This window comes from Aegicerativicinus sediminis (assembly GCF_015476115.1).
Taxonomy (GTDB): Bacteria; Bacteroidota; Bacteroidia; order Flavobacteriales; family Flavobacteriaceae; genus Aegicerativicinus; species Aegicerativicinus sediminis.
Genome location: NZ_CP064295.1, coordinates 2,952,988 through 2,966,279, shown reverse-complemented (window position 1 = coordinate 2,966,279; position 13,292 = coordinate 2,952,988). Strand labels below are relative to the sequence as shown.

General features: G+C 37.2%; 10 protein-coding genes. 6 read left to right on the top strand and 4 right to left on the bottom strand.

Going from position 1 to position 13,292, the window contains the following annotated elements; all coding sequences use genetic code 11:
* Nucleotides 1–54 precede the first annotated feature (54 nt).
* Together ISU00_RS12795 and ISU00_RS12790 are read right to left on the bottom strand one after the other, a co-directional pair.
* Nucleotides 55–900 carry an FkbM family methyltransferase gene (locus tag ISU00_RS12795; RefSeq protein WP_228851060.1) on the bottom strand — a complete coding sequence of 282 codons (846 nt, stop codon included), beginning with the start codon at nucleotides 898–900 and terminating at the stop codon, nucleotides 55–57.
* A gap of 10 nt (nucleotides 901–910) precedes the next feature.
* Nucleotides 911–1,870 (bottom strand): SDR family oxidoreductase, encoded by a 960-nt coding sequence (locus ISU00_RS12790; protein ID WP_228851059.1) that lies wholly within the window; start codon nucleotides 1,868–1,870, stop codon nucleotides 911–913.
* Between the two features lie 1,618 nt (nucleotides 1,871–3,488).
* Between ISU00_RS12790 and ISU00_RS12785 the strand changes: the two genes are divergently transcribed.
* A complete protein-coding gene (locus tag ISU00_RS12785; protein ID WP_228851058.1) occupies nucleotides 3,489–4,781 on the top strand; it encodes a nucleotide sugar dehydrogenase in 1,293 nt (430 codons plus the stop codon).
* A gap of 638 nt (nucleotides 4,782–5,419) precedes the next feature.
* Here ISU00_RS12785 and ISU00_RS12780 read toward each other — a convergent pair.
* Nucleotides 5,420–7,906 (bottom strand): polysaccharide biosynthesis tyrosine autokinase, encoded by a 2,487-nt coding sequence (locus ISU00_RS12780; protein ID WP_228851057.1) that lies wholly within the window; start codon nucleotides 7,904–7,906, stop codon nucleotides 5,420–5,422.
* Nucleotides 7,907–7,916: 10 nt separating this feature from the next.
* On the bottom strand, nucleotides 7,917–8,711 hold the full coding sequence (locus tag ISU00_RS12775; protein ID WP_228851056.1) for a polysaccharide biosynthesis/export family protein: 795 nt from the start codon (nucleotides 8,709–8,711) through the stop codon (nucleotides 7,917–7,919).
* A 100-nt stretch (nucleotides 8,712–8,811) separates the two neighbouring features.
* On the opposite strand from ISU00_RS12775, the gene ISU00_RS12770 reads away from it, so the two are divergent.
* The 5 genes from ISU00_RS12770 (at nucleotide 8,812) to ISU00_RS12750 (ending at nucleotide 13,243) form a co-directional block, all read left to right on the top strand.
* Nucleotides 8,812–10,671 (top strand): ABC-F family ATP-binding cassette domain-containing protein, encoded by a 1,860-nt coding sequence (locus tag ISU00_RS12770; RefSeq protein WP_228851055.1) that lies wholly within the window; start codon nucleotides 8,812–8,814, stop codon nucleotides 10,669–10,671.
* On the top strand, nucleotides 10,671–11,444 hold the full coding sequence (locus ISU00_RS12765; RefSeq protein WP_228851054.1) for an O-methyltransferase: 774 nt from the start codon (nucleotides 10,671–10,673) through the stop codon (nucleotides 11,442–11,444). The genes ISU00_RS12770 and ISU00_RS12765 overlap by 1 nt, the downstream gene beginning before the upstream one ends.
* 85 nt (nucleotides 11,445–11,529) lie before the next feature.
* Nucleotides 11,530–12,216 (top strand): ABC transporter ATP-binding protein, encoded by a 687-nt coding sequence (locus ISU00_RS12760; protein WP_228851053.1) that lies wholly within the window; start codon nucleotides 11,530–11,532, stop codon nucleotides 12,214–12,216.
* A gap of 75 nt (nucleotides 12,217–12,291) precedes the next feature.
* Entirely contained in the window at nucleotides 12,292–12,867 is a 576-nt protein-coding gene (locus tag ISU00_RS12755; protein ID WP_228851052.1) for a cob(I)yrinic acid a,c-diamide adenosyltransferase, read from the top strand.
* Nucleotides 12,868–13,021: 154 nt separating this feature from the next.
* On the top strand, nucleotides 13,022–13,243 hold the full coding sequence (locus ISU00_RS12750; RefSeq protein WP_019387375.1) for a DUF2795 domain-containing protein: 222 nt from the start codon (nucleotides 13,022–13,024) through the stop codon (nucleotides 13,241–13,243).
* Nucleotides 13,244–13,292 lie beyond the last annotated feature (49 nt).

Here is a 13,292-nt window from a genome sequence, read left to right as displayed (position 1 = left end):
GTTAATAGCTTTGGGAAGCTAAGATAAGGATGCCAAAGAAAAGTACAAACTTGTTTATTGCTTAATGCAGAGAAGTAAAGTATTATGTTTTAAAATGTCTTTTGGGGTAACCTCAATAAAATTTGCGTCTTTATTTCGATGATCCACAAGACCACATTTAAAACCTGCCTCATTTAACCTATCAATTACCTTTGAAGGATCTGTATTAAAATGCCGCTTTAAATGGGATGGATGGATTTCCAAAATAATGACCATTTTTTCCCTTGACAACAAGTTTTTCATTCCCTCTAAAACAAGAAATTCTGCCCCTTCCACATCTATTTTAATTAATTCAGGACTTATATGGTTTTCAGTACAGAATTGATCTAAAGTGGTACTTGGAATTTTAACCACCTTCTCTTGGGTTATTTTATTAATCACAATTCCTGGATTAGGAGTTATTAATGCATTAATGCTCACACCTTCGTTAGTATTAGAAATGGCTGTGTTATAAACTTCCACATTATAGAGTTTATTTAAAGCTACATTGTTTTGAGTAAGTCTGTAGGCTAGTGGGTCAACTTCAAAGGCATACACTTTACCTTTAGGTGCCAATTTGGACGCAATACAACTGAAATAGCCAAGATGGGCTCCCACATCAATAACAATACTGTCCTTTTTTGAGTATTTCGAAAATAAGTCTGTAGTTACGGGTTCGTGTATTTTACCATAACCATATCTCGGATAAAACCAGGTGTGGGAATAGGAGTCAGAAGTATCAAATTTTAAACGAAGTTCTTTATAATGAAGCTTCCATTCCTTTCGATTTGTAAAAGGGATATTTCTGATCTTATTATAAAAAATTTTTGATTGATTTAGTAAACCAAATTTCGCAAGAAGTTCCTTCCACCGTTTTTTCAAACTCTCTAATTTATTGGTTTTTAAACCAGTGCCATGTTTGCTTCAGCCCCTCTTTAACGGTAACGGTAGGCTGATACCCCATTAATCGATGCGCCTTTGAAATATCTGCTAAGGAATCCCTTACATCACCTTGCCTTGGAGGCCCATAATTTGGTTCTAAATTGGAATTTGCAGCCTCCTTAAGGTATTGCCATAATTGATTGACTGAAATACGCTCTCCACAAGCCACATTAAATACTTCATTGGCAGCTTCTTTAGAGGCAAACAACCCCTTTATATTGGCTTGAACTGCATTGTCTACATAGGTGAAATCACGGGTTTGTTCACCATCGCCATTTATGATTGGTGGGTTGTCCGTTTTTAAGGCTTCCATAAACAATGGGATTACGGCCGCATAGGGTCCGTTTGGACTTTGGTTAGGTCCAAATACGTTGAAATAACGAAGTCCGATGGTGTCTGTTCCATAGGTTTTACCAAACACATCAGCATACAATTCATTGACCAATTTGGTGACTGCATAAGGCGACAAGGGTTTACCAATATTTTCTTCTTTTTTGGGAAGTTCCTTGCTATCTCCGTAAGTAGAGCTAGAAGCAGCATAAACCATGCGTTTGACGGTTTTCGATTCTTTTAAGGCTATCAGCATATTTAAAAAGCCGTCGCTATTAACTGCGTTGGTCGTGGACGGATCTTCGATAGAGCGAGGGACGGACCCCAATGCTGCCTGGTGGGAGACGTAATCCATGTCTTCCATTGCTTTTTTGCAGGTTTCTAAATCCCTGATATCTCCTTCAATAAGTTCAAAGTTTGTTAACCCTATAAATGGTTCTATGTTTTTTTTATAGCCGTTGGAGAAGTTGTCGAGGACTCGGACTTTTTTGGCTTTATGGTCTATTAAAGATTTTACAATATTAGATCCTATAAAACCTGCACCTCCAGTTATTAGGAAATTATATTTTTCTATTTGCATTGAATGGGTTTCTGGGATTAAAAATACTAGGTTTTATTTGAAAAGTTGGATAGTTTTTTATCTCTCTTCATTTTGTCTTGATACAAAATGAAGCAAAAAATCAAGAAGGTTTATAGGAAATTTGTGCTGAAGCACAACCGCTGACAAATCTTTCGCTTTATGCTCTTTTTGCTGCGCAAACGCAGTGTCGCTTGATTTGCAGCTATTTCTGAAAACCTTCGGTTAGCCTTACATCGAATATTCGCATGGTTTGAAATGGTAAAGTAAATATTTAAATTATAATGCTTGTTAATAAATTTCCAGTCCTCATATATGGCCTTCCAGAATTTCTATGTTTTTCAATACTCATTTAAAATCTTACCGAGATTAAAGTTTCTAGGATTTATTTGAAATCGTAGTAAATAAATGATTCAGAGTTTTCTTTATCGTATTTTTTCTTGATAAAAAAGTACCCCAAAAATCAAGAATGTTTTAGGAAATTTGTGCTGAAGCACAACCGCTGACAAATCTATCGCTTTATGCTCTTTTTACTGCGCAAGTGCTAGCTTGCTGCACAAGGTGCTTTCGACCAAAATGTATTTTGGTCTCAACCAAAGCTTGATTTGCAGCTATTCCTGAAAACCTTCGGTTATTTCTGCATCATGCTTACATTACTATTGAGGCTTTCAGGTTGGCATTAGAAATTGCCGCCTTTCGACTTTGGATAAAAGGTATAATATTTTATTGTTGAACGTGCTCCAATTATTACTAAAAAACTGTGTTTTTGTATGTTCATTTAAAATCATTATAGGTTTAAAAATACTAGGTTTTATCTGAAATTGAAGAAAATTAAAGATTCGAAATATTAATTTAAACTACTTTCCTTTCTTTTTTATTCATTATCTAATATTTATCAATTATTGTATGAATGAATCCATTGGATTTGCATCGCCAAAAAAAGAAACAAAAAAGTCTAGGCTTACGATAAAAATCTAAAAAAATGCTACGGCATCCCCCGCCACGGATGAAACACAACTCGCTGCGCTCAGACAGTATTTCATCCCAGGCCTTTTCCCTGCTGCCTTGATTTTCAAGATTTTTCTCGATAGGCCATGTTTTCTCCACCTATGTAAACGTTTTAATTCCATTCTCTTGTTCGTTATGCTGGCGCCCGGGGATTGACTTCGATTCATAAGTTTTAATTGATTCAAAATGTCATTCCAATAAAGCAGGAATCTTTGAGATTCTTCGACTTCAATGCGTTTCGCTCAGAATGACAAACTTCTTTATTATTATAAATCGGATTTTTTTCATTTACCTTGAATAATTATGGGAACTTCGTCCCCTCATCTGAAGTATAGAAACACGAGGCCGTTAAAAATCCGGGAAGCCTTGGACCGAATTTAGGCCGAGGGTTGCGGTTTTGGCAGGAGGCCAAAAATACCTGCAGAGGAGTGCCCTTTCTTTTGGATACTTTTCTTTCGGGCAAACAAAGAAAAGTATAAATAAAAATCTACTATTTAATAAAACTCTACATCCAAAAGTAATTTATCGACGTATAAAAGAGCATATTATAAATTTTATTTCTAATAAGGTTTATAGACATTTTAATTAGTTTTGTCATTCCAAAAAATTAAACATGACCCTCATAAAAAATCCAAAAATTGCTGTGATTGGCTTAGGCTATGTCGGACTTCCGTTAGCAGTAGAATTTGCCAAAAAATATCCAGTAGTTGGATTTGATATCAACGATAAACGCATTTCTGAATTAAAAGAAGGTAAAGACCGAACCCTTGAAGTTTCCGATGAGGAACTAAATGCTGTATTGAACGGTTCTAACGAACATGAGTTAGAGGTTTCTAGTGATGCTAAGTCTCTTAAATCCTGTAATGTCTATATTGTAACGGTTCCTACCCCAACAGATAAATTGAACAAGCCTATTTTTACGCCATTGGTAAAAGCCAGTGAAACAGTTGGTTCTGTTCTTTCTAAAGGTGATGTGGTCATTTATGAATCTACTGTTTATCCGGGAGTCACCGAAGATATATGTGTGCCTATTTTGGAAGCCAAATCCGGACTGAAGTTTAATACAGATTTTTATGCAGGTTATTCTCCGGAACGTATCAATCCCGGAGATAAAGTACATACAGTTACAAAAATTTTAAAAGTAACCTCTGGTTCAACCCCAGAGATTGCTATTGAAATTGATGCTTTATATCGTTCCATTATTGAAGCAGGGACACATTTAGCACCTTCTATAAAGGTGGCTGAAGCAGCTAAAGTGATTGAAAATTCGCAACGGGATATCAATATTGCGTTTGTCAATGAACTTTCTAAAATATTCCGACTATTAGATATAGACACCAAAGCCGTATTGGAAGCAGCTGGTACAAAATGGAATTTTATCAATTTCTCACCTGGACTTGTTGGCGGACATTGTATTGGTGTAGATCCTTACTATTTAGCACAAAAAGCTATTGAAACTGGTTATAATCCTGAAATTATTTTGGCTGGTCGCAAAATGAACGATTCCATGGGGTCTTATGTGGCTCAAGAAACTGTTAAAATGATGATTCAGAATGGGGCACGTATTAAAGATGCCAGAGTGTTGGTAATGGGAATTACTTTTAAGGAAAACTGCCCTGATATACGTAATTCTAGAGTTATAGACATCATTTCTGAATTAAAGGGATTTAGTTGTAGTGTGGATGTTTATGATCCATGGGCTTCCACCGAAGAGGTTGAGGAAGAATACGGTTTACCCCTTATCTCAGATCAATTGGAACTTCATACTGATTATGATGCCATTGTGTTAGCCGTTGCACATAATGAGTTTTTGAATATTGATATATCCAAGTTAAAATCTGATATCTCAGTGGTTTTTGATGTTAAAGGGTTTTATCCTAAAGAAATGGTTGATGCGAGGTTGTAAATACATCGCTTTTAAAGCCATTTTTTATCCTTGATTATACGATTTTAAATTTTCAGTAAGGATGAATAATACTCATTTGCTCGTCCAAAAAAACAGGTAAAAAAAACTTCTTGAGCAAAAGTTTAATCTTTCTTTTTTATTCATTATCTAATATTTATCAATTATTGTATGAATGAATCCTTTGGATTTGCATCGCCAAAAAAAGAATCAAAAAAGTCTAGGCTTAAGATAACTTCTCTCCATTCATTTTTTGCATGCCCAAAAAACGAATCAAAAAAGGGCACCCCGGGCAAAGGCATTTTTTAGGCCTTGCCTAAAAACCGTTCCAAAAATTTCGCGTCGCTTTGCTCCTGGATTTCGAAACTTTTTGTTCACTATGCTGGCACCCGGGGGTGACCATCGATTAATAATGGAATGTTTTAAGAATCAAATAGGTTACAAAGTGTATTTAAAAAATGATGATAGGTAACCGAAGGTTTTCAGAAATAGCTGCAACTGACGTGGAAGTGCGTTTGCGAAGCAAAAGGAGCATGGAACGCCGAAGTTGTCAGCGGTTCTGCGTAAGCAGAAATTTCCTAAAACCTTCTTGATTTTTGGGGTACTTTTTTATCAAGAAAAAAGTACCAAAGGGAAGCTAACTAGGACAAATAGCGTTTATAAAAATATTTTATACGATTGAGAAGCCCTTTGCGGCGGGAGTCTTGATGGTAGCTATAACCGTAAACACCATAGCCATAGCCATAACCGTAACCATAACCGTAGCCATAACCATAATTATGATTGGTTTTATGTTTATAGAAGTTAAGAATGAAATTAACGTCTTTGATTTCCTTGGATTTATACTTTTGGTTGATTAAACTGATCATTCCTTTTTTGGTGTAATCAAGACGAATCATAAACAAGGTGGCATCAACCAATGGGGCTAATTGTAAAGCATCAGTCACCAAACCAAGAGGTGGGGTATCTAATACCACCATATCGTATTGGGTGCGTAAGGTTTCAATCAAATCCTTAATTTTTTTACCCATCAACAATTCGGACGGGTTTGGAGGCACTGGGCCAGAAGGAACAATATGTAAATTGTCTATATGGCTTTTATGAACCACTTCTTCTAGTGTATTATCCCCTATAAGATAATTTACCACACCTACTTCATTGGTAATGCCAAAATCATCAAAAATTTTAGGTTTACGAAGGTCTAAGCCCAATAGGATGGTCTTTTTACCGGACAAGGCATAGACCGTGGCCATATTGATAGAACAAAAGGTTTTACCTTCCCCGCTCACCGAAGAGGTAATCATCAAAGTTCTGCCAATATCATCTTTGACTTTATTTTTGAAAATAAACTCCAAGGAAGAACGTATGGCCCTAAAGGATTCTGAAACGGCGGAACGCGATTTTTCGTAGACCACCAAATTATTTTTATAGGGATATTTCCCAATTAAACCAATGATAGGAACATTAGAGATTCGCTCCACCTCATCAGAACCATGTATGGTATTATCCAATAGGAAAATGATAAAGATTACCAATAGCGGTACAAACAGTCCCATCATAAGCCCCATCATATAATTAAGCGATTTGTTGGGTCCGATTAATCCACCTCCTATATCCTTGGCTTCATCGATCATGATAATGTCAGAAACGTTGGCTGCCTTTACGATGGCTGCTTCACCTCGTTTGGCCATATAGGTATTATAGACCTCCTGGCTAATATCCAATTGACGTTGAATTTTTAGGTATTCCTGTTCGTCCTCAGGAAGGTTTCGCAATTCAGCCTCCATCTGGGCCAAGGAGTTATTGATACTGTTTAGGTTATAATTAATGGTGTTTTTTGTGGAACTAATGGTTTCCAACAATACGTTCTTCTCTGCATCAATACGGCGATCTAAATCTTCAAACAATGGAGAGCCTTCCCTAGTGGTATATTCCAAATTCTGGCGTTCAATCGCCATTTGTGTAATTTTGGAAACGCTGCTTAAAATATTGCTTTCAGTAATCCCTACAGACGTAGGTGCGGCAATGTTGGTATAATCCGTCTTGGTCCTGAGGTAATTTTCTAATGAAGTTAAATAGGTAATTTTACGCTGCTCCTCTTCCTTTTGTAAGTCTAAGGTTCTTAGTTTGGAAGATAGTTCCGTCATTTCATTACTTACATTAAATAACTTATTCTCCTTACGAAATTGATTCATTTGGTTTGTGACATCCTTTAAATCGGTATTTACCGAATTTAAGGTACTGTCTATAAAACGGATGGTATTGGTAGCATACAAGTTTTTACGTTCAAGTTCAGTACGTGCTAAAATAGCTGCGGTAGCATTTAAATAGTCAACAATCTTATTTTTATTAGTACCTGCCAAAGACAATTCCAAAATACTATTAGCACTAGTGGACACAGGATTAACTATCATTCCTGTTTTATATCCATTCACCACTCCATCAAAATTGGAAAATCGGAGATAAAAGGATTTACCAGGTAAAATTTGCTTACCTGGCCTACGCGTTATAATACCATTTAAAAAGGGTAATTCTATCGGACTATCCAATTTAAAGGTTTTTGAAAAGGGACCCACCGGTAGTTGAACCGCAATTTTGCTTTTATCTAAATAACGTTGGCCTTGACCGCCTGAACCTTCAAATTCCGTACGTACCTCAAATGTATTAGCATCTATAAAATGGATTTCTATTGGTCTGCCCAACAATTGAGGTTTGGTTAAATCTATTTTGAACTCAAAAGGCGCTTCTTTATAAATATCCACTAAACGGTATTTACCTTGGGTGAGGTAATCCATATAGTATTGGAGGGAATCAACTACCAATTCATTGTGGGATCTGGTTTTAAGTGAAGTGATTAATTTTCCCACTTTGGCAGAGGTGCCACCCCAGTTGAAAGAGATACTGGTATTAGCTGTAAAAAAAGGATTCTGATCTGATTCCACCGCCATCAGGGCACTTAATTTATAGACATTCTGTTTACGAACATTAATGAAATAGGCTATCATCATGGCCGCACCCACACACAACAAGACCAACTTCCAATTATGGAGAATTTTAAAAATAAACCCTCTAAAATCGAAGAAAATTCCTCCTACTGGCTCCTTATGGTCAAATTCCTGTTGTTCCAATGATAATTCCTTATAAACGAGTAGTTAATAAAATAATAGAAGAAATACTTGTAATCACTGCCAAAATAGTAGTAAAGGTTTGTATACCATTAGTACCAAGTCCTATTGCTTTTTGTTTTAAAGGTGGTACATAGATCATATCATTAGGCTGTACAAAATAAAACGGGGATTCCATCACCTGAACATCCGTTAAATCTAAATGATGGATTTGCTGCCCCTGAGGATACTGCCTTATAATATGCACATCTTTTCTATTGCCAAAATCCGTTATCTCCCCAACATTGGCAATGGCTTGGTAAATATTTACCCGTTCTTGAAACAGTGTTTGAGTACCCGGGCTACCCACCTCCCCACTAGCAGAATAACGCAGACCCGCTAATTTTACTGTCACAAAAATGTTGGCTGTTTCCTTAAACTGCTCCACCAACAATTGCTCCTCGATCATTTTTTGGATTTCCTCCGTGGTACGGCCCAATACATTGATATAACCCAAAGTTGGCACACGGATATTTCCATGAGTGTCTACCGTAAAACCATCAAAATAAGCCCTTTCAGCAGAGGAAGCATTTAAATTAGCATCGCCTATCGGATTAAAAATGGCTACATTTTCTTGGTCCAAGGCCTTTACCTGAATATTTAAAATATCATTGATCTGCACCCTATATGGTTTCTGCTGCTCAACCAATAGATTAATAGTATCGGTGGCAGTGGATTTATTTTGGTAATAGACGGTATCTTTATGGGGTATACAGGAGCTAAGAATACCTACCAATAGCAGTACAATTACAGCGGAAACGTTTTTCATTCAGTTAGGGCTTGGCACACAAATATAGCCTAACGACAGGAATAACAAAACTATTGCGGTTCTTTTTGGAAGTTTTGCGACCTTTGCCAAAATCTCTGCTTTGAACTACCTTACGGCTACCGCTATTTCTAAATCTTATGGAGAATTACAGCTATTCTCTGACCTTTCTTTTAGCATCCATAAGGATGATAAGATTGCATTTGTGGCTAAAAATGGCAGCGGCAAAACCTCCATTTTAAACATATTAGCGGGATTAGATTCTCCCGATTCTGGTGAGATTACCATGCGTAACGGACTGAAAATGGTCTATCTCCCCCAAATGCCTCAATTTGATGGGAATGCGACTATCACGGAAAGTATATTTAATCGCGATTTGCCTATCCTAAAGGTTATTCAACAGTATGAGTTGGCTTTAGAACATGCCGAGGATGCCGAGGCTTATCAAAAAGCTTTCGAGCAAATGGAAATCCATAATGCATGGGAATTTGAATTGCGCTACAAACAGTTGCTTTCAAAATTGCAATTGGAGGATACCCAACAACAAATTAAAACCTTATCGGGAGGTCAAAAGAAACGATTGGCATTGGCACAGGCTCTTTTAAGTGATCCTGATTTGTTGTTGCTCGACGAGCCTACCAACCATCTAGATCTAGACATGATCGAGTGGCTAGAAGATTACTTTAAAAAGAGCCAGATGACTTTGTTTATGGTGACCCACGACCGCTATTTTTTAGAACGGGTCTGTAATGAGATCATTGAATTAGACGAAGGCCAACTCTTTACTTATAAAGGGAATTACAGCTATTATCTTGAACAAAAGGATGCCCGAATAGAGCGATTTGAAACCGAAACCCAAAAAGCCCAACAACTTTACAAAACAGAGCTCGATTGGATGCGCCGACAGCCAAAAGCGAGAACCACCAAAGCCAAAAGTCGCATAGACGATTTCGACGATATTAAAACGCGTGCGTTACAAAGACGTAAAGATCATGCGGTACAGCTTGAAATAAATATGGAACGTCTGGGCAGTAAGATTGTCGAGCTTCATAATTTAAGTAAGTCTTATGGCGATACTAAATTGCTTGATCGTTTTGATTATGTATTTAAAAAAGGCGAACGTATCGGTATAATTGGGAAAAATGGCACAGGAAAATCTACCTTTTTAAATTTGATTACCGACCTTGTTCAACCAGATGGTGGTAAAGTGGTGATTGGGGAAACGGTTAAATTTGGTTATTATCGTCAAGCTGGAATTGAGATCAAAGAAGGTCAGAAAGTCATTGAAGTAATTCGTGAATTTGGCGACTATATTCCTCTTACCAAAGGCCGACAAATCTCCGCCCAACAATTGTTAGAGCGTTTTTTATTTGATCGTAAAAAGCAATATGACTATGTTGAAAAATTAAGTGGCGGTGAGCAAAAGCGGTTGTACCTCTGTACCGTACTTATTCAAAATCCGAATTTCTTAATATTGGATGAACCGACCAATGATTTGGATATTGTTACTCTGAACATATTGGAGAATTTTCTATTAGACTATCCCGGTTGCTTATTGGTTGTGTCTCACGACCGTTATTTTATGGATAAAATCGTAGATCATCTGTTTGTATTTGAAGGAAATGGCAAAGTATCTGATTTTCCAGGGAATTATTCAGATTATAGGGAACTGCATGAGCAACTTCCTGATGGCAATGAGGTCTTAGACGATTCGGAAACGGAAAAAACTTCAAAGGATTCAAAAGAACGTCTTAGTTATAATGAACAAAAGGAATTGAATAATTTGGAATCCAAAATAAGAAGTTTAGAAAAGGATAAGTTGGCATTGGAAGCAAAATTCCATGACACTTCTTTAGATACCATGCAAATTGAAACACTATCAAAAGAATTGGAACAATTGATGTCCCAAATAGAAGAAAAGGAAGTACGTTGGTTGGAACTATCTGAAAAATTAGACGCCTAATGCTGTATCAAGGTTTGGCATATATTAAATTTCTGGCGGCCTCTAAAAATCAACATGGGGTACACTCCCCTTTTGTGTTCGATTTGGTCATCAATTGTATTTATGACAAACGGCCCTACCCCGATTATGAGAAATTAAGGGATTTCCGCGAACAACTATTAAGCGATTCTACTGTCCTTGAAATTGAAGATTTAGGTTCTGGTTCCAAAACAAGGTCCACTTCCCCAGCAACGGTGAAGTCTATTGCAAAATCTGCAGGATCCCGATTGTCACAAACCAAATTGTTGTACCGGATATGCCGCTATTTTCAACCTCAAACAATTTTAGAAATGGGCACTTCATTGGGATTAGGGACACAGGCATTTGCATTAGCTGCACCCCATTCACAGATTTACACGCTAGAAGGTAGTCCAGCGGTTAGCAAGTATGCTTCAGATTGGTTCATGGATATGACGCTCAACCATATAATTGCTATTCATGGGTCTTTTGAAAACACCCTTTCCTTGCCACCGGTTAATCATTGGGATATGGTGTTTATGGACGGGCACCACAACTATGAGGCTACAATTTGCTATTTTGAAATGCTTTTGCCCAATCTTCATAACGATTCCATGGTGATTTTAGATGACATTTATTGGTCGGCATCAATGGAACGTGCATGGAGGCATATTAAAAACCATGAAAAAGTGACTGTAACTGTGGATTTGTTTCATAAGGGTATTGTATTTTTCAGAAAGGAACAGAGGAAAGAACATTTTAAAATCCGATTGTAAAATTGATCTGATTATTATGTAACACCTTAATGTCTTTAGCGTCTAACCAACAAAATACTATCTTGCAGCTTCTACTTTGAACCATATGGAAAAGGTTATCACCATTAGAAAAATAATTCGCGATTTTAAACTTGGCCAAGAAACAGTGCATGTCCTTAAAAGCATAGATTTAGATATAGATCGAGGGGACTATGTTGCCATAATGGGCCCATCGGGTTCTGGAAAATCTACTTTAATGAATATATTGGGCTGTTTGGATACTCCCACGAGTGGCACTTATATTTTGAATGGAAAGGATGTAAGTAAAATGAGTGATAACGAATTGGCGGATATCCGTAATAAGGAAATCGGATTCGTATTTCAAACATTTAATTTGCTTCCACGAACGACCGCCTTAGATAATGTTGCCTTGCCGATGGTATATGCTGGCGCCTCAAAGTCTGAACGCCATGAGCGTGCCGAACAAGTATTAACGGATGTAGGCCTTTCCGATCGCATGGACCATAGACCCAACCAACTATCAGGTGGGCAACGTCAGCGTGTAGCTGTAGCACGAGCGATGGTCAATAAACCCTCCATAATTCTTGCCGATGAGCCTACCGGTAATCTAGATTCTAAAACTTCGGTTGAAATTCTGCAGTTGTTTGATGAAATCCATAATGCAGGAAATACAGTTATAATGGTAACACATGAGGAAGATGTTGCGGCCCATGCCCACAGAATAATCCGGTTAAGGGATGGCATGGTGGAACGGGATGAACGAACCCGATAAACTTATAACTTTCCTAAATTTTTGATTGTCTTGCAAAAGGTTTTGCATCTTTGCAGCTAGAAATTCTATTTCACTATGAAAATCTATACAAAAACAGGTGATTCTGGCACTACTGCTCTATTTGGCGGTACACGGGTGCCTAAACATCATATACGCATAGAAAGCTACGGAACAGTTGATGAATTAAATTCCCATTTAGGCTTGTTGAAAGACCAAGGAATTGCTGAGCATCACCAAAAATTCATTCAGAAAATACAAGAATTGCTATTTACAGTAGGTGCAATTTTGGCTACTGACCCAAAAAAGGCTATATTAAAGAGTGGTAAAGAACGATTGAATATTCCAAAGATATCAAAAGAGCATATTGAGACGCTTGAAAGGGAAATAGACCGAATGGAAGAGGAATTACCTATGATGACACATTTTGTGCTCCCTGGTGGACATCCAACCGTGTCAATCTGTCATATTGCTCGCTGTGTATGCCGCAGAGCAGAGCGAATTTCCACCGCACTCTATGACATTGAACCTTTCTCTAAGGAAACTTTGGTGTATTTAAATCGTCTTTCAGATTACCTTTTTGTGTTGGCACGGAAGTTGACCTATGAGGTCGGAGCTGATGAAATTAAATGGATTCCCAATAAGACGTCCTAATTTTTTTGATTCCCTGCCTTGTCAAAAAGTTTAAAAAACACCTTAAAAACAGGCAAAACCACGTTCTTTAATTTGGTGACTGAAATAATTTAATTTTTTCTTGGCTGTTTAATAAGAAAATATATTTTTGCAAAAATTTTAAACCGCATTATTTATGTATTGGACATTAGAATTAGCATCCTATTTAAGTGATGCACCCTGGCCCGCTACTAAGGACGAATTAATAGATTACGCAATCCGTACCGGAGCCCCTTTGGAGGTTGTTGAGAACCTTCAGTCTATAGAGGATGAGGGTGATTCCTATGATTCCATAGAGGAAATTTGGTCCGATTACCCAACAGATGAAGATTACCTCTGGAATGAGGATGAATATTAATATTATATTTGAAAATTAAGTTAAAAAGTCTCTCCTAGAGGCTTTTTTT

What these genes read in the sequence shown, in the direction of transcription:
- ISU00_RS12790 (WP_228851059.1), bottom strand. Translation starts at nt 1,870, where the DNA reads ATGCAAATAGAAAAATATAATTTCCTAATAACTGGAGGTGCAGGTTTT.
- ISU00_RS12785 (WP_228851058.1), top strand. Translation starts at nt 3,489, where the DNA reads ATGACCCTCATAAAAAATCCAAAAATTGCTGTGATTGGCTTAGGCTAT.
- ISU00_RS12775 (WP_228851056.1), bottom strand. Translation starts at nt 8,711, where the DNA reads ATGAAAAACGTTTCCGCTGTAATTGTACTGCTATTGGTAGGTATTCTT.
- ISU00_RS12765 (WP_228851054.1), top strand. Translation starts at nt 10,671, where the DNA reads ATGCTGTATCAAGGTTTGGCATATATTAAATTTCTGGCGGCCTCTAAA.
- ISU00_RS12760 (WP_228851053.1), top strand. Translation starts at nt 11,530, where the DNA reads ATGGAAAAGGTTATCACCATTAGAAAAATAATTCGCGATTTTAAACTT.
- ISU00_RS12755 (WP_228851052.1), top strand. Translation starts at nt 12,292, where the DNA reads ATGAAAATCTATACAAAAACAGGTGATTCTGGCACTACTGCTCTATTT.
- ISU00_RS12750 (WP_019387375.1), top strand. Translation starts at nt 13,022, where the DNA reads ATGTATTGGACATTAGAATTAGCATCCTATTTAAGTGATGCACCCTGG.